This is a genomic window from Thermostichus sp. MS-CIW-34, from assembly GCF_054060435.1.
In genome coordinates this window covers 26,165-42,991 of the sequence record NZ_JBSSDE010000027.1, presented here as the reverse complement: position 1 = coordinate 42,991, position 16,827 = coordinate 26,165, and the positions used below count along the sequence as shown (strand labels likewise).

The following is a 16,827-nucleotide window of genomic DNA, read 5'->3' as shown; positions in this document are numbered from 1 at the left end:
TCTACTATATCCCTCTCAATGACTTTTGCCAAACCGCCTAAAGCTCAGTAAATTCAGCAAAGTTCAGGGTTTTGGGGGTTAGAGGCATGCTCCCTAGGCAGCTGAGTCCAGCAGCAGGGCTCGGCCATAGGCCCGCTGCAACACCGCTGGCTGCAACACCTCCCGCGGGGATCCCTGGGCAATTAAGACACGGTTGAGGAGGAGCACTTCGTCGAAGTAGGCCCGGGCCTGCCCCAAATCGTGGTGCACCACCATCACGATGTGGCCGGCATCTGCCAGCTCCCGCAACACCTGGAACAAAATAGCTTCGCTGGGCTGGTCGATCCCGGCAAAGGGTTCGTCAAGGGCGTAGATCTCCGCTTCTTGCGCCAAGGCCCGCGCCAGGAACACCCGCTGCTGTTGTCCCCCCGACAGCTTTCCAATGGGGCGATCCCGGTAGGCCCCCATCCCCACCCGCTCCAGGGCTTGAGCAGCCCGCTGCTGCCCCTTTTTCCCGATGCGGCGAAACCAGCCAGCAGCTCTCACCTGCCCCATCAACACCACATCCCACACCGTGGCGGGAAACGACCAGTCGATGGCCGAGCGCTGGGGTACATAGGCCACTTGCTCTCCCCGCAGCGCTTGTCCGCCGTAGCGCACTTCCCCCCGTTCCAGCGGCACCAACCCCAACAGCCCCTTGAGAAAGGTGCTTTTGCCGGCCCCGTTGGGCCCGAGGATGCCCGTGATGCGCCCCGGCGCGATTTCAGCCTGGATCCCTTGCAGCACCTGCAGGCTGCCGTAACGCACCGTCAGATCCCGCACCACCAGGGATCCCCTGGCCGGGCGAAGAGGGAGAGGAGCAGATTGCTTTTTCATTTTGCTTTCATTTTCGGTAAGTCCAGTGTACCCTAAAGGGACATCTAAACCATGAAACGATGAACAAAAGTCTTGTCTTCCTTTGGGGGCGGCGCCGTTGGGTAGCAGCCTTCGGCTTGGCAATAGGACTCTGTCTCGCTGACGGGAACGGCAGTTTTCTGGCCTTGGCCGGTTCGGGATGGGCGCGTTCCCGCGTTGTGGCCACCACCACACTGATCGCCGATTGGGTAGAGCAGGTGGGCCAAGATCGCATCCAGCTCACCAGCCTGCTGCAGCCGGGGATGGATCCCCATGTCTACGAGCCAACGCCGGCGGATGGGGTGGCCCTAGAGCAGGCAGACTTGGTGTTCTGGAATGGCTACAACCTGGAGCCGGGGTTGATGCGTCTCATCGAAGCCACGGCCCAAGGAGCGCGGCGGGTTGCCTTGGCCGAGATCCTCGATCCCATCGTCACTAATGAGGAGGATGGGATCCCCACTCCCGACCCCCACGTGTGGGGCAATGTGGAAAACGTCATCCTCATGGTGGAGCGCATTGCCCAAGAGCTGGCGGAACAGGTGCCTGGCGAGGCGACCTTCTTCCAAACCAATGCTGCTGCCTATCGAGCAGAGCTGGAGGAGCTTCATGCCTGGATTGGGGAGCAAATTCAGACCATCCCCCCTCCCAACCGGGTTTTGGTGACCACTCACGATGCCTTTGCCTACTACACCCAAGCCTACGGCCTGAAAATGGGGGGATCCCTGCTGGGGATCAGCACCGAAGAACAGCCCAGCGCCCAGACAGTGGCCCGGTTGGTGGCCGAGATCCGCGCTCTACAGGTGCCGGCTGTCTTTGCCGAGACCACCCTCAACCCGGCCCTGATCCAAACGGTGGCCGCTGAAGCGGGAGTCAAGGTAGCGGAACAGGAGCTGTACTCCGATTCTTTGGGGGAAGCAGGCAGCGGTGCTGAAACCTACATCGCCATGATGCGCCTCAACACCTGCACGATTGTGGTAGCCCTGGGCGGATCCCCTGAATGCTCTTGAGAAGCTGAGTCGAGGCAGGAGGTCTGAGTTTTGTATGATAGGGGCTCAGACCCTTGTTCTCTCACCTCTTCCATGCCTGCTGCCATCCATCGCCCGGCCCGCACCCTCTACTGTGGCGAAGTCCGCCCGGCCCACATTGGCCAGACCGTCACCCTCTACGGCTGGATCGACCGCCGCCGCGACCACGGGGGGGTGATCTTTCTGGATTTGCGGGATCGCTCTGGCATTGTGCAACTGGTGGCGGATCCGCAGAAAACTCCGCAGTCATATCCACTGGCGGGGGAAGTGCGCAACGAATATGTGGTGCGGGTAACGGGAACTGTCCAGCAACGGCCCCCCGACTCCTTCAACCCTCGCCTGGCCACCGGCGAGGTCGAGATCTACGCCGAACAGTTGGAAGTGCTCAGTCCAGTCGGCAAGCAGCTCCCCTTCAGCGTCTCGGGAGAAGAAGCAGAGGAAGTGCGAGAAGAGATCCGCCTGCGCTATCGCTACCTGGATTTGCGGCGGGAGCGCATGTCCCGTAACCTGCAACTGCGCCACCGGGTCATCCAGGCCATCCGCCGTTTCCTAGAGGATGAAGAGGGCTTCATTGAGGTGGAGACCCCCATCCTCACCCGCTCCACCCCAGAAGGGGCCAGAGACTACCTGGTGCCCAGCCGCGTCAACCCCGGCGAGTGGTTTGCCCTGCCGCAGTCGCCCCAGCTCTTTAAGCAGCTGCTGATGGTGGCTGGCGTGGATCGCTACTACCAGATCGCCCGCTGCTTTCGGGATGAGGATCTGCGGGCGGATCGGCAGCCGGAGTTCACCCAGTTGGACATGGAGATGAGCTTCATGGATCAAGAAGGGATCCTGGAGCTCAACGAGCGACTGATCTGCCATATCTTCAAAACTGTCAAAGGGATCCACCTGCCCCGTCCCTTCCCGCGCCTGACCTATGCCGAGGCCATGGCCCGCTACGGCTCCGACAAGCCTGACACCCGCTTTGGGATGGAGTTGGTGGATGTTTCGGAGGTGTTTCAGGGATCCCGATTCAAAGTCTTCGCCAAAGTGCTGGCTGAGGGCGGTTTGATCAAAATCCTGCCAGTGCCCGGCGGCGATGAAAAGATCTCCAACACCCGCATCAAACCAGGCGGGGATCTGTTCAAGCTGGTCACCCAGTATGGGGCGGGCGGCTTGGCCTTTATCCGGGTGCGGCCCGACAGCCTCGATACCATCGGCGCCCTGAAAGAGAGCTTGAGCCCCGAGCAGGAGAAGCGGTTGCTGGATCTCACCCAGGCCAAGCCAGGGGATCTGTTGCTGTTTGGGGCAGGGCCGGCGGCAGTGGTGAACGAGTCTTTGGGCCGGCTGCGGCTGCACCTGGGCCAGGAGCTGGGTTTGATCCCAGAGAACGCCTTGAATCTCCTCTGGATCACCGACTTTCCCATGTTTGAGTTCAACGCCGAAGAAAATCGCCTGGAAGCCCTGCACCACCCCTTTACCGCCCCCCACCCCGACGACTTGGCCGACCTGAAAACGGCGCGGGCCCAGGCTTATGACCTGGTGTGGAACGGCGTGGAAGTAGGAGGGGGATCCCTGCGGATTTACCAGCGGGAAATTCAGGAGCAGGTTTTTCAAGCGATTGGCCTCACCCCCGAACAGGCGCGGGACAAGTTTGGCTTTTTGTTGGAAGCCTTTGAGTATGGCACCCCGCCCCACGGCGGCATTGCCTACGGCCTGGATCGGCTGGTGATGTTGCTGGCCGGGGAAGATTCCATCCGGGATGTCATCGCCTTTCCCAAAACCCAGCAGGCGCGATGTTTGCTCACCGGCGCTCCTTCCAGCGTTGAGGCGAAGCAGCTCAAGGAACTGCACGTTGCTTCCACCTATCAGCCCGGTTGAGGGAGGTATCTTCCAACGACCACGGGTGCTCGATGATTTCGGCACGGGTAACAGGGCTGCGGAGATCCAGCAGACAATATTCCTTTTCAACCAAAAGGACTTTCATTGTGGAAGCCGGGCCTTTTTAACGGGAGTTCAGGAGTGCCTGGGATCCCTTCTCCCAGCCCCAGCTCCCACCTGTGGGAGGATAGAAAGGAATACACCCCTACTTTTTTTGCCATGCTACAGCTGACGGGAAAGAAAGCCTTGGTAACCGGCATTGCCAACGAGCGCTCCATTGCCTGGGGCATTGCTCAGCAACTGCACAAAGCGGGGGCCAGCCTAGGGGTTACCTATCTGCCGGACGAGCGGGATCGCTTCAAAACCAAAGTTCAGCAACTCACGGATCCCTTGCAGCCAGATTTTCTCCTCCCCTGCGACGTGCAAAGCGATCAGCAGATCAGCGATCTGTTTCAGGGGGTAACCGAAAAATGGGGTCAGGTCGATATTCTGGTTCACTGCCTGGCCTATGTCAAAAAAGAGGAGCTGAGCGGCAACTTCAGCGATATCTCGCGGGAGGGGTTTGCCCTGGCCATGGATGTGAGCACCTACTCCCTGATTGCCCTCTGCCGGGCTGCCAAGCCCCTACTGAGATCCGGCAGCAGTGTCCTCACCTTGACCTACTTGGGAGGAGTGCGAGTGGTGCCCAACTACAACATGGCTGCCGTCACCAAAGCGGGCCTGGAAACCTGTGTCCGCTACCTGGCTGCCGAGCTGGGCCCTGCCGGGATCCGGGTGAACGCCATTTCTGCCGGCCCAATCCGCACCTTGGCCTCATCGGCCATTTCCGATTTTCATGCCATGCTGCATGCTGTGGAGGAGAAAGCTCCCCTACGGCGCAATGTCACTCAAATAGAGGTGGGCAATGTGGCGGCTTTTCTGGCCAGCGACCTGGCCAGCGGCATTACCGGCCAGGTGATCTACGTGGATAGTGGGTATAGCATCCTGGGTTTTTAAGCGCTTTGGGATCCCTTGGGGATGGCTCCGGCATGAATCGCTTCTCACCCTTGCAGCGGTTGCTGCTCACCTGGATCTTGATCGTCATCAGCGGCTGGCTGGCCATACAGGTGGGTCGGCTGTTTGGGCATTTGCTCACCACCATCCTGACAGCGGCGGTGCTGGCCTTTTTGCTCAACTACCCGGTGCAGGTGCTGCGGCGCTATCGGGTCAGTCGAGGTTTGGCGGTCACCCTGGTCTTTGCTCTCTCGGTGGTGCTGCTGGTCTTGGTGGGGATCGCCGTGGTGCCGGTCTTGGCCAAGCAAGTGGTGCAGCTGGGGGCGCGGATCCCAGAGTGGGTGGACACCTTACAAAATTGGCTCGACCAGATTAGCCTTTGGGCCGCCGAGCGCAACATCAACCTTGGCCAGACGGAGCTGGTCAATACCCTTCTCAACCGCCTGCAGGCCAGCGCCGAGAAAATTGCCGGCCAATCCCTGGATCTCCTTCTGGGTACGTTCAACCAGGTGATCGACTTGGTGCTGGTGCTGGTGTTGGCCCTCTACATGCTGCTCTACGGGGGCCAGTTCTGGCAGGGGTTGCTCAGCCTCTTCCCCAAACCTTGGGGGCCGCGCATTGGCGAAGCCCTAGCCCTCAGCTTTCAGAACTTCCTCATCAGCCAGTTGGTGTTGGGGTTCATCATGGCCCTGATGCTGGTGCCGGTTTTTGGGTTTTTGCGGGTACCTTTCGGGCTCCTGTTTGGCCTGCTGATCGGCCTGCTGGAGGTCATCCCCCTGGTGGGGGGGGTGATTGGCATTGGGGCGGCGGCGGTGTTGCTGGCCTTTCAGGACATTTGGCTCAGCCTTAAAGTGGTGCTGGTTTCCCTGATCGTGCAGCAGGTGAAGGATCGGGTCATCGCCCCCCGCCTGATGGGAGAGCTGATCGGGCTAAATCCAGTGTGGATCTTGATTGCCCTGTTGGTGGGGGCGCAACTGGGGGGCATCCTGGGCGTGATCGTCGCCATTCCCCTCAGCAGTGTGGTGAAAAGCCTTTACGAGATCGCCCGCTCTGCCGACCTGGCCGCCGAAGATGGGTTGGGTTCCGGTGTAAAAGGATCCCCGCAAGGGCTCCGTCCGAGTAGCGCCAACGGCGAACCCCGCCGGGATCCTACCCTGCCCAAGCCGGAGACCCAGCAGATCTAGCTGCTCCAAAAGGGAAGAGGCTCTGCCCATGCGATCCAGGCGATCGCGTTAACCGGCAGGCAAACAGAGGCTCAATCCTGGTAAGCCCAGTTGCTGGGCTATCGATGGCCACCCTTGTCCTCAGGGAGAGGGGCTGGGGGTGAGGGCCTCATCCTAGCGAATCTTGCCCTCGATAAAAGGCACCTCCAGCACTTTTTCGTGGTGGATAGGGCCGTGGCCGAAGTAGCCTCCCTCCCCAAACAGTTCGCCGTGATCGGCTGTAACCGTGATGTAGGTGTTTTTGGGAACCAGGTCGAACAGCTGTTCAAAGATCCCATCCAGGTAGCGCACCGCCTGGATCTGTCGCTGCCGTAGCTCTTCCAACTGGGCCGAATCGAAAAAGGGGATCCCGTCCTCTTCTCCTTCATCCAGCCGCTTCAACACCCCATTCACCCCCGAGATGCGGGGCCACAAGCTGGGATCCTCATCGGGCAGCGCGTAGGGATAGTGAGTTTCGCCCACGTTTAACAGGTAAAAGCTGGGGCGATCCGGCTCGAAGCGCAACTGTTCCACCATGGCCGCCATATCGTTGTGCTGGGGCATGAGGCGGTAGGAATCGAAATCCCGATTCAGCAGCGTGCTGGGGTTGAGCACCGGCATGGAGACCATGGCGTGGGTGGTGTAGCCCAGTTGATGCTTCAGCAGCGTCGGCAAATAGAGATGAGGCAGCAGATGCTTGAACTCAATGGGTTGCCGGGTGCCGAGCCGCTCGTTGTAGCGCAGATAATCTTGCTTGTAGTGCTCGGACGCAAAAACGTGGATGGGGCTGGTGTGGGGCAGCAGGCCCATGAGCAGGTTGTAATGGGCAGGGGCCGTCCAGGAAGCGTAGCTCCAGCGCTTTTCCAGAGGGCCCAACTTCAGCAAGTGCTTGGGGTTGGCCGCCAGCAGGCTGTCGAAGCGGCAACTGTCTAGGACGATGAGCAGATAGTTGTTCTGTCCCCGCGGTTCAGGGCGGGGGTCGGGCTCAGACGCAGGAGCGGCAGACGATTTCCACCAGTTTAGGAATCCCATCCTTCCTCCTCCTCGTCGGCGTAGGGCCGCTGGACAATCCGCCAGTTGGGAGCTGCTGCCGCATCGTCGTCCTCAGGAGCGGGATCGCGAATGCGTTCCGGCGGGATATTGGAATAGGAATAGCGGCCTGCTTGGGGATCCGGCTCGTACTCCGGCAGATCTTGGGGCAAATAGTGGTCGGGGGGAATCAGCTGGGCTTCCAAAAAGCGAACTCGGTCGCTCAACTGAGTTAACTTACGGATTGCCTGTCGCTGGAACACCCGGTCGTGCAATCGCCAGGAGCCTACATACAAAAATCCCAGCCCCATCCCTGCCCCATAAGAGGCCAATAGCACCAACGATAGAGGAAGCGGGGATCCCGATTGCCCACCCACCACAACCCTTGCCGGGGATCCCCAGTTTTGGATGAGGAGAACGAGCAGGCTCAAGATCCACAAGCCCAGGAGTATGAAGCGAAGGTTTCTGATCGCGTTAGCGGGACGAAATTCTTGCATGGCCTCAACCCTACCCTTTATTAGGCTACCATTCTTCCCTTTCTCCACTGGCCTGGCAGCAAAGACGCTGGAAGCTCAAGCGGAGTTGTTCTCAACAGCCATTAGCCCTCTCCCTAAGGCGAGCTTCAGGGAGACCCCGGGGCGGAAAAAGTCGTTTCTAGCCGCCTGTATCTCTCCTCCAGGAGAAGGACTTGGACTGTTGAAGCTCGCTGCAGGAGCAGGTTTGCGGGTATGGGCGGTACAAGATTCGAACTTGTGACCCCTTCCGTGTGAAGGAAGTGCGCTACCACTGTGCTAACCGCCCGCAGATACCACTCTAGCAGCTATCGACTAGAGCAGGATCTCTATATTACCACGTCAGCGATTGAGCCAGAGGATTCGGATCGGCATGGGAGATGGCTAGAGATAGCCGGGATCCGGCCTGAGGGCTACAGTAAGGGTCAGGGAGCTGTGGGGTGCTATGGCCTACTCACCGACCGAAGAGGCAATTGCTCTGCTCATTGATTTGGCAGAACGAGGCGAGATCGATCCCTGGGATGTGCAGGTCATCGAGGTTATCGATCGCTTTCTGGCCCATATGGCTCCCACCAGCAGCAGCCATGACCTGTCTGAGTCGGGACAAGCCCTGCTCCACGCTGCCATGTTGGTCTATCTTAAGGCGATGGCTTTGGCAGAACCGGAAGCAGAAGAAAGTGAGCCCAGCCCGGTGGAGGTAGAAGTGGATCCCTGGCCAAGCTGGTCTTTGGCGCACTTGGATCGCGTGTTGCAACCCAGGGCAGCACCCCGTCTTCAACGTACCCGGCCCATCACCCTCAAAGAACTCATCGCCCACCTGCAAGAGCTGGAAACCCTGCTGGAACACCAGCCCGAAGCTGCCCCAAAGCCGCTGGCCCAACGGATTTCTCGCCAGCAAGCGCTGTCGGCCATCACTCAGCTAGCCCACCCGGAAAACCTTTTGGAAACCACCGCCGAGCTAGAATCTCTGCTGGCTCAGCTTTGGCAGCAGGGTCTGACCCAGATCAGCTTTGTCGATCTCCAGCAACACTTTTGCCAAAAAAGCTATCAAAACGGCAGCAGCGGGACCATTCACCCCATTCAAGTCTTCTGGTCATTGCTGCTAATGGCTGCCCGCTCTCAGGTGGAGCTGTGCCAAGAGGAGTTCTACGGCCCACTGACCATCCGACCCTGCACAACTGAGGGCCTGGCAAAGTAAATCCCGCCCTTGGGATCCCCTTCATCTGCCAAGGTGAACTCTAGAGAACTTTTCTGGCCGTGGCCGGGCCATCCACCTCTAGGCTTCTGAGCTGGCGTCTGAACCTGAGGATGTCAAGCGCTCTTCTGCGCCGCTCTGGCAAACGGAGAACTCAATCCGTGCCTTCAGCATCGTGCCGGGCACGATCCGCCCGTTTGAGATCTTCCCCACTGGAGCGCACCGGCAGCTCGGCAGGAGCCTCCCGATCCAGGTAGTAATCCTCCACGAGGCGCTCGCTGCTGGGATGATCTTCTCCTTCGGTAGGCAACAGTGGCGGATGCAGCAATTCAGCCGGAGGGCAGTCTTCTGAGGTGAGCAAATCTGACGTGCTGAGCATCCCCTTGGGAATGGTGGAAAGGCGCTGAGCAACAGCTCCAATGCTTTCCAGGCGAATCATCTCCTCCCAGGAGCAGATCTCCTCCTCATCTTCTGTCTCGTAGCGAACTAGGATGGTGTCCCCTTCGATATCGAGGATCTTGGCCCGTTCCAGCCAGCGTCCCTGATCCCGCAGATAGATCCACACATCCTTGCCTTCGCGGCTGAGTTGATAGATCCTACGATGAAGCACGGTCCCCTCCTGAAGTGAAAGATCCGAGTGAGTTGTGGGGGCTACCCAGCTCATCCCTCCATCTTAGCGGCTGGACACCGAGGCTGTATGCCTTTCCCGAGGCCAGACAGAGTCTCTTTAGGTTGGGTCGGTTTCGGCCAGAGAGACCCCTTCCATCGCCAAGGCTGTCTCCGCTTCTTCTGCCTGCACATCCCGCAGAAAGGATTCCAGAGAGGCATGGGCTTCCGCCTCAAGTTCTGCTCCGCCAAGGGTCATGCTCTCTTCCGGCAGCCAGCCCAAAAACGGCAGGGGCAAGAGGGTGGAAAGGTTGGTCAGGATCAGCAGCAGCCCCAGCCGGCTGAAATCGGTCTCCGTTACCCCCAGCCCATGCATCAGCAGGGATCCCAGCTCTTGGGAGAGAAACCCCGCCAAATTAAAGGCCGACATCAGCAGAGCAAAGAGGGTGGCCTCGATCCCAGGGGGGCAGAGGCGGGCGGCCAAGACCAGCACTGGCATAAAGGCAATTTGTCCTGCCACCGTCAGCACCAGGCTGTCCCCCAAGCTAAACCAATGATCGTCGATACCCCAATCCCGGTTGAGGTGATAGACCAAGATGAGGCTGGTCAGGCCCAACCCTGCCGAGATCACGGTCATCCAGCCGAACAGGGGCCGCAGTGGGATCCGCCGCAGGTACACCTGGAAGATCCCTACCCCCAGCAAACTGGCGATGCTGGTAACCAAGCGCACCTGACCCAAAAATTCCGGCCCAAAGCCGAGATCGTTGGTGACAAAGTAAAAAAGAGCCGCATCGGCGCTGGGAGTGGCCTGCCAAACGAACACAAACAGCACCGGCAGCAAAATGCTGGGTTGCCGCAGCGCCCGCCACACCTGCCCCACCTGTTGTTGCAAGGGATCCCAGCCCTGAGACAACACCACCGGTTGATCGGCGATAACCCAAGCTGCCAGAGCGATGAACAACGGCAAAAAGGCCGTCAGCCCAAACACCACCTGCGGCGGATAATGGGCCAAGAGCGCTCCTCCCAAATAGGCGGTGAGCAGGGATCCCAAGGCCGTTGCCCCCCAAGTCAAAGATTGCAGCGTGCCCGTCCCCGCCCAGTCACTGCCGTGTACCCGCTCCACCACCAGCGAATCTACGATTACATCCCCTACCGCCACCGCCAGGGATCCCAAAACCATCCACAGGGTGGCCAGACCAGCCGTCGGTGCCCACAGGGCCATCCCCAGCCAAGCCCCACACCCCAGAAGCCCTGACAACAAGAGGTAGGGACGACGCCGATAGCCCGCCACCGGTACGGTATCCGACAGCAGGCCGTAGAGGGGCTTGAGGATCCAGGGGCTCATGGCAACGCCCATCAACGCCGCCACCTGAGACGGGCTGAGGCCCAAGCTATCCTTCAGGTAAAAGCTGGTGGCCAGCCGTGCCAGCCCCACCGCCCCCTGCACAAAGTACACCAAGAGGATTCCGAACAATTCCGGCGTCCAGTGGATATCCCGCAGCGGGGTCAGGGTGGATTGGTGCAGCCGTTGCAGCAGAGGATGAATCATGAGCGGTCGCAGTGTAGCGAGATGTTAGTTGGTGCGGTGTTGCCTTGGCAACAGCAAAACCATAAGAATCTTAACAGTCTCTTCACCTTAACCTGTCCAACTGGCTTCCGGCTCCGACCTCCTTGGACGGGTTGCGCTTCCCAGCGCTCTTTCTGCTCAACCCAGCCGAGCTACAAAATCTACAAAATAATGAGGTAATAATGAGGTCGAAATGAGGTCGAAAGGTAAACTACCCGGCTCCGACCGCTAAGCGGTACGGAGCGGGCTTTCAGTAGCCCTGAGCCTGCTCTGCTCTACCAGAGAACAAAACAAGCCCGGACCTCTAGGCTGGTTTACGACAGCCCCCAAGAGCGCAATCACATTCGCACCATTCAAATCCGCATCCCCTTCCCATCCACAGTGCCCACACTTGAACGACTTACCACTGCGGTAGGATTGCGCAGGGTCGGGATGGATGTGCAAACACCGGTGGCAGGTCTGCGACGTGTAGGCAGGCGGAACAAGAATCAGAGAAACCCCTGCAACCCTCGCCTTGTACTCCAGAAACTGACGTAGTTGGTAGAACGCCCAACTGTTGGTCCTACGCCGCTCGGCTTTGCTGCGTGGCTGTTGATTGACCCTTTCCCGGATCCCTGTCAGGTCTTCCAGAGCAATAGCGCTGTTGGTAGCTTTTGCCCTGGAGACAATAGCTTTGGAGATGCGATGATTGACCCACACTTGAAAGCGTCTCTCCTTGCCAGACAGCCGTTGCAACAGTTCTCTGCATCTGCGCCGCGAACTGCGGGTGCCCTTACTGGCTTTGCGTTGGAGTACCGCCCTCAACCGGGAGTAGTGGTCGCGGACTCTGTTCAACTGCTGTCCATTCCAGTTATCTCCTTCCGATGTATGGGCAATATCTGTCCTCCCCAAGTCCACCCCGATCACCTTGTCGGTATCTTGTTGCTTGGGTGTTTTTTCCTCTACGCAAATCTGGATGTAGTAGGAGCCGTCTTTCCGCTTGACCAGCGTGGCGGCTTTTGGGTTGGAACCCGCCAGTATCCCACGCTGGTAGTTGCCGATGGACAGCTCAAAGCGCTCCCGACCCTCCACCGTGGTCAGCGACACCGTCCAGTCTTTCTCGCGGAACGAGAAGATACGAGCGTCGTAGGTAGCGAACCTACGCTTGAACTCTTTAACTGGACGGTTGCGCTGTCTCGCCACTTTGCGGGCGCCGGCCACCCGTCTGCAGACCTGCTGGGCCAAGTTACTGGACAAGCCGAATCGGGCGCGAATCTCGTAGTAGCAAAGGGATTGCAGTTTGACCGCATTGACGATCTTCTCCGGCGTGTTCTGGTTGACCCAGTTCAGTGCCTGCATAAAGGCATCCATCGTCACGTCCAATTTAGCGGCTTGCGACGGGGACACCTTGAGCTTGCAGGAGATGGTCAGGATTTGGCTCATAAGTTCATTGTACTTCATCAAAGCGCATTCCTCCCGACACTGACCCTACGGGTACAGTGCGGGGCTCCTGCGATTTCTAGCTGATCCCCGGGTGCTATGCCATCCAGCCAAGGGCGGGGATCCCAAGAAGTCCAGCATGCTTTCGTCCCATGTTGACCGGCCCAACCCCACCTCGGCGGCACCTGAACCCGCAACTGCAGCAGCAGGCAGGGCAGTAGAGACGGGAGACAAAGGCATTCCGAAGCTATGATGAACAGGGATGGCTCTGAGTTTCTACCTACATCTTTAACTGGGTCTGTTTTCAGGCTGTGCTGACTGCTTCTCCTGCCGGTTCTGCGGTTGATGCCATTGCTCCTTTTGCTCCACAAGTCTGGAGCTGGCGCGGACATGCCATTCGCTATGTGGTGCAGGGATCCGGATCCCCGCTGGTCTTGGTGCATGGATTTGGGGCTTCCATCGGCCATTGGCGGCACAACATCCCCGTGCTGGCTGCGGCAGGATACCGGGTCTATGCCCTGGATTTGCTGGGGTTTGGCGGCTCGGCCAAGCCTGCTCTCCCCTACACCTTGGATCTGTGGGCGGAGTTGCTGGTGGATTTTTGGCAGCAGCACATTCAGCAGCCTGCTGTATTTATCGGCAATTCCATCGGTGCCTTGCTCAGCTTGATGATGGCTGCCCGGCATCCCCAGTTAACAGCAGGGGCGGTGCTGCTCAACTGCGCCGGGGGATTGAACCATCGCTCCCATGAGCTCAACCCGATGTTTCGCCTTTTCATGGGTGTTTTCACCGCTCTGGCGGCTTCTCCGGTGACGGGGCCATTTTTGTTCGATCGGGTGCGGCAGCGGCAGCGTATTCGCGCAACTCTCAAGCAGGTGTACCGCAACCCCGCCGCCATTACGGATGAGCTGGTGGAGATTCTCTATGCCCCTTCCTGTGATGTGGGCGCTCAGCAGGTGTTTGCCTCGATTCTCACCGCTCCCCCTGGCCCAACTCCTGAAGCCCTATTGCCTCAGGTGCGCTGCCCGCTGTTGGTGCTCTGGGGAGAAGGGGATCCCTGGACGCCCATTCAACGGGGTCGCGGCTTTCAAAACCATGTGCAAGGGATCGACTACCAGTTTCTCCCCATCCCCGATACAGGCCATTGCCCCCACGACGAGCGCCCAGAGGTGGTCAACCCTCTGATTTTGGGCTGGCTGCCCAGGGCCTTTGCGGCGGTCTAAGCTTTTTTGGAGGTTCCTTTGCTGGAGAGGCCCAACCAACCTCGGATTTTGGCCATCCAGACTTGAAGGGGTGAAGGCTGGGGACGGATCGCCACCTGGATCGGCTCGTCTTGGAAGTCCTTGTCCTTGAGGCGAAACCCAAACTCCAGGTCATCTTTCACCTTGCCGAGACGGGGAAACAGCCTGACGGCTGCTTTTTTGAGTTCTTCCTCGTTTTGGAAAATGGCCTGGTGAATGGCGCTGGAACGCCCCACTGCCAGGGATCCCACCGGCAGCCAAGGGTTGGGCTGGCCAGGCGCGGGCTGGCGACGGCGGGCAAAGATGTTGAACTCCGGCATCCCCTTGGCTTTCAGCTCGTCGTACCGTTTGGCGGCTTCCTTGCGCTTGGCAGTGTTGGAGCTGGCCGGTTTTTTCTCAGGCTTGGATTTGCGGAAACCCTTAGACTGACTCATACTTGGGCTGACGAGAGGGGGGATTTTTTGCAGCTTAGCGCAGATTGGATCCCCTTCTCTGCTGGGGATCCCTTGTCCTCATTGTTCGTAGCCGGCGTGCTATACTTGTTGAGCTTCGGCGGGCGGTTAAAGGGGCCTGTCAGTCGGGATGTAGCGCAGCTTGGTAGCGCACTTCGTTCGGGACGAAGGGGTCGCAGGTTCGAATCCTGTCATCCCGATGGCTTTAAAGTTCACTGAGCTCTCAACTTAATCTTGGGGGTTTAATTTTGGGGGTGTAGGTGACGCAGCCAGGCATTGACGTTGACCCGAATTCGCTGCCCAACCTGTAAGAGGCGGTGCAGGTTTTCGGCAGAAATGTCTCGGCAGTCTTCTTGGGGCCAAGCTGGGCAACGCGGGCCAATTTGACGCTCCAGCGCTGTCAGATAGAGCTCTTGCAGGCGATCCAAGTTGATGGGCAGGCGCAGGTCTGCAGCCAATTGCAGCCATTCTTCCAGGTTGTAGAGCTGTTCGCCGAAGGTCTCCGGCTCAAAAGCGTGGGCAAGGTGCCACATCCCCCGCTGTAGGAGCCGATCCAGAACCCGGGCTGCCTCTTCCCGCCGCAACTGACACCCCAACTGCTCGGCCTCGCGCACAATTGCCCGCAATTCCAGCAGGTGATCCCGCTTGCCCTCTTCCATTTCCATCGCCCGCAAACTGGTCAACAGGCGTTGGTTGAGGGTGATCTGAGCGGCAGCCAACAACTCTTCCGGGATCGGCAGGCCGTCGGCCCGAAAGGCCATCAAGACCCCGTAATTGTCCAGGTAGGTTTGGCGGTAGAGCTGGGCCAGGCGGTCTAGGGTATCTTGAGTGAGCCAGCGCATCATCTGCTGCCGATCTTCGTCGTCGAGGGCGTTCAAGTCGAAGGTTTCCGGCCCAAATAGGTCTTGCAGGGTCAGGATCATCTGTATCCGACTGTGGGATCCGGCCAGCAGCCGCGCTTTTATCTGCTCGTAGATGCGCCGCCCAGCGAACGGCTTGACGCCACATTGAAAGTCCCAGCCGCCGAGATGGAGCATGGCGTAGATTAGATCGTGCTCTTCGCGGGTGGTGGGAAAAGTGAGCTTCACCCGCCCGATAGCCAGTGTCGACCCGCCTATCGTCAGGCGCTCTTGATCCACTTGATCCAGCACATATCCTTGGGAACGGGGGATCCCGTTAAACAGGGAAAACATGGCGTGCTGAGCCACCAGCCGTTGCGGGCTGATCAAGCTGGGGCGCACCAAGGCGCAATAGACCCCCTTGCCGTCTCTGTAGAGGTCGAGGTTGCTGGGGGCCTTGCTCAGGCGCTGCAAAAACTCCTCTTCTAGGTTGACATCCGCCACTGCTGCTGCCAACTGGATAGCCCGTGCCGCGTAACGCAGGATCTGCACCCCTTCAGGACGGGATAGCTCCTCGAAAAACCAGCCACAACTGGTGAACATCAACTGGCTGTAGCGCTGCATCTCCAACAGGCGCAGCACTTGCACCCGATCTTCGGCGGTGAGGCGGTGGCTTTGGTGCTCCTGCAAAAAGGCATCACAGCGCTCCCGATCCAAAATCACCTCGATGTAACGATCCCGCGCCAGCCAGGGATCCCGCAGGTAGGCTCTGGCCTCCGTCTCGTAGATCTCGGCCAGCTGATCCCGCAGCCAGTTGAGGGCCTCCCGCAGCGGTTGCCGCCAGCGTTGGTGCCACCCTCCCACCGCTCCGCAGCCACAGTCTCGCGACCACCGTCCTACCCCGTGGGCGCAGCTCCAGGCGGTGACCGGTTTCAGTTGCACCTCCCAAGTGGGGGGATGTTGGCTGAGAAAATGGCTGTAGTTGCCCACCTGCCAGCCCCGGCGGGGAAATTCCTCGCAAAAGGCATAGGCCAGCGTGCGTTCTACACCCCGCTTGTGGTGGCCAAAAGTCTCGCCATCGGTGGCACAGTTGACCAGATAGGCTTCCCCCTCTTTGTCCGAGCGCAGAGCGGAACGGATCCGCTCCGCCAGCGAATAAGTACTGTAAACGATATCCCCAAAGCCCAAGTCACGGGAAATGGGGCCATCGAAAAAGAAAATATCCAAGTACCCCTCCCGATCGGGGGTAAAGCAGCGGTAGGGCCGACGGGGATCGATCTGGCCTTGGCTGACATCGATCCACTCGGTTTGTCCCAAGGGGCGAATGCGCTGCGCTTGGCTGGGGGCCAAAATGACGAAGCGGATCCCACACTCAACCAAGGCTGTGACCGTTGCTGCATCGATAGCGGTTTCGGCCAGCCACATGCCCTGTGGATGGCGCCCGAAGCGGTGTTGGAAATCGGCAATTCCCCAGCGGATCTGGGTGTACTTGTCTCGCTCGTTGGCCAGGGGCAGGATGACGTGGTTGTAGACTTGGGCGATGGCATTGCCATGACCCTCCAGCCGCTCAGCGCTGAGGCGGTCGCCGGCCAAAATGCGTTGGTAAACTTCAATGTCATGCTCCTCTAGCCAAGAGAGGAGAGTAGGGCCGAAGTTAAAGCTCAAGAATTCATAGTTGTTGACAATGCGCACCACCCGTCCTTGGTCGTCCAGAACGCGGGCAAAGGCGTTGGGGCGGTAACATTCCGCCCAAATGCGCTCGTTCCAGTCGTGAAAGGGGCTGGCGCTCGGCTGTCGCTGAATGCGGTTGAGGCAGGGATCCTCTCGGGGCGGCTGATAGAAATGGCCGTGCAACACCACGTACGGCCGCGCAGAGGAAAGCTCAGCAGCACCTGCCGGAGAAGGAGCCGCTTGCATCGGCGGGTCGGAGACCAAATCGCTGTGCCCTGACTGTGCCGCTGGCCTATCGGAATTTTTGGAGCCACTCGGCATCATGAGATTACACTCCTTTTAG

The 16,827-nt window shown here is 59.2% G+C and carries 14 protein-coding genes and 2 tRNA genes; 7 read left to right on the top strand and 9 right to left on the bottom strand.

Features of this window, described 5'->3' with window-relative positions; genetic code table 11:
* Positions 1-93: 93 nt before the first annotated feature.
* Positions 94-855, bottom strand: a complete 762-nt coding sequence (locus ACVWYY_RS10100; protein ID WP_414381929.1) for a metal ABC transporter ATP-binding protein — start codon at positions 853-855, stop codon at positions 94-96.
* A 59-nt stretch (positions 856-914) separates the two neighbouring features.
* Here ACVWYY_RS10100 and ACVWYY_RS10095 point away from each other — a divergent pair, with 59 nt between their 5' ends.
* From ACVWYY_RS10095 to ACVWYY_RS10080, 4 genes are all read left to right on the top strand, one after another.
* Positions 915-1,880, top strand: a complete 966-nt coding sequence (locus ACVWYY_RS10095) for a metal ABC transporter solute-binding protein, Zn/Mn family (protein WP_457403389.1) — start codon at positions 915-917, stop codon at positions 1,878-1,880.
* Positions 1,881-1,952: 72 nt separating this feature from the next.
* Positions 1,953-3,758, top strand: coding sequence for an aspartate--tRNA ligase (gene aspS, locus ACVWYY_RS10090; RefSeq protein WP_457403390.1), 1,806 nt, complete (start codon positions 1,953-1,955; stop codon positions 3,756-3,758).
* 219 nt (positions 3,759-3,977) lie between these two features.
* On the top strand, positions 3,978-4,754 hold the full coding sequence (fabI, locus tag ACVWYY_RS10085) for an enoyl-ACP reductase FabI (protein WP_011432788.1): 777 nt from the start codon (positions 3,978-3,980) through the stop codon (positions 4,752-4,754).
* Between the two features lie 32 nt (positions 4,755-4,786).
* Positions 4,787-5,935: an AI-2E family transporter gene (locus ACVWYY_RS10080; protein ID WP_414341734.1), complete on the top strand. Its 1,149-nt coding sequence runs from the start codon at positions 4,787-4,789 to the stop codon at positions 5,933-5,935.
* 153 nt (positions 5,936-6,088) lie between these two features.
* Here ACVWYY_RS10080 and ACVWYY_RS10075 read toward each other — a convergent pair whose 3' ends face one another.
* The 3 genes from ACVWYY_RS10075 to ACVWYY_RS10065 all read right to left on the bottom strand — a co-directional run bounded on the left by ACVWYY_RS10075 (position 6,089) and on the right by ACVWYY_RS10065 (position 7,783).
* Positions 6,089-6,985: a sulfatase-like hydrolase/transferase gene (locus tag ACVWYY_RS10075; RefSeq protein WP_011432786.1), complete on the bottom strand. Its 897-nt coding sequence runs from the start codon at positions 6,983-6,985 to the stop codon at positions 6,089-6,091.
* Positions 6,973-7,413 (bottom strand): hypothetical protein, encoded by a 441-nt coding sequence (locus tag ACVWYY_RS10070; protein WP_238376922.1) that lies wholly within the window; start codon positions 7,411-7,413, stop codon positions 6,973-6,975. The genes ACVWYY_RS10075 and ACVWYY_RS10070 overlap by 13 nt, the downstream gene beginning before the upstream one ends.
* A gap of 298 nt (positions 7,414-7,711) precedes the next feature.
* Positions 7,712-7,783, bottom strand: a tRNA-Val gene (locus ACVWYY_RS10065).
* Positions 7,784-7,939: 156 nt separating this feature from the next.
* On the opposite strand from ACVWYY_RS10065, the gene ACVWYY_RS10060 reads away from it, so the two are divergent.
* Entirely contained in the window at positions 7,940-8,692 is a 753-nt protein-coding gene (locus tag ACVWYY_RS10060) for a segregation/condensation protein A (protein ID WP_457440436.1), read from the top strand.
* A 151-nt stretch (positions 8,693-8,843) separates the two neighbouring features.
* Here the strand turns inward: ACVWYY_RS10060 and ACVWYY_RS10055 are convergent, their stop codons facing one another.
* From ACVWYY_RS10055 to ACVWYY_RS10045, 3 genes are all read right to left on the bottom strand, one after another.
* Positions 8,844-9,299 (bottom strand): DUF6679 family protein, encoded by a 456-nt coding sequence (locus ACVWYY_RS10055; protein WP_011432782.1) that lies wholly within the window; start codon positions 9,297-9,299, stop codon positions 8,844-8,846.
* Positions 9,300-9,416: 117 nt separating this feature from the next.
* Entirely contained in the window at positions 9,417-10,844 is a 1,428-nt protein-coding gene (locus tag ACVWYY_RS10050; protein WP_457403391.1) for a folate/biopterin family MFS transporter, read from the bottom strand.
* A gap of 246 nt (positions 10,845-11,090) precedes the next feature.
* Positions 11,091-12,284, bottom strand: a complete 1,194-nt coding sequence (locus ACVWYY_RS10045) for an RNA-guided endonuclease InsQ/TnpB family protein (protein ID WP_457403392.1) — start codon at positions 12,282-12,284, stop codon at positions 11,091-11,093.
* 308 nt (positions 12,285-12,592) lie between these two features.
* Here ACVWYY_RS10045 and ACVWYY_RS10040 point away from each other — a divergent pair, with 308 nt between their 5' ends.
* A complete protein-coding gene (locus ACVWYY_RS10040; protein WP_457403393.1) occupies positions 12,593-13,504 on the top strand; it encodes an alpha/beta fold hydrolase in 912 nt (303 codons plus the stop codon).
* Here ACVWYY_RS10040 and ACVWYY_RS10035 read toward each other — a convergent pair.
* Entirely contained in the window at positions 13,501-13,956 is a 456-nt protein-coding gene (locus ACVWYY_RS10035; RefSeq protein WP_457403394.1) for an HHL1-like protein, read from the bottom strand. The two genes, ACVWYY_RS10040 and ACVWYY_RS10035, sit on opposite strands and share 4 nt — an antisense overlap.
* A 144-nt stretch (positions 13,957-14,100) precedes the next feature.
* Here ACVWYY_RS10035 and ACVWYY_RS10030 point away from each other — a divergent pair.
* Positions 14,101-14,174 (top strand) — tRNA-Pro (locus tag ACVWYY_RS10030).
* Positions 14,175-14,216: 42 nt separating this feature from the next.
* Here ACVWYY_RS10030 and ACVWYY_RS10025 read toward each other — a convergent pair.
* Positions 14,217-16,808, bottom strand: a complete 2,592-nt coding sequence (locus ACVWYY_RS10025; protein WP_457403395.1) for a DUF3536 domain-containing protein — start codon at positions 16,806-16,808, stop codon at positions 14,217-14,219.
* Positions 16,809-16,827: the final 19 nt, after the last annotated feature.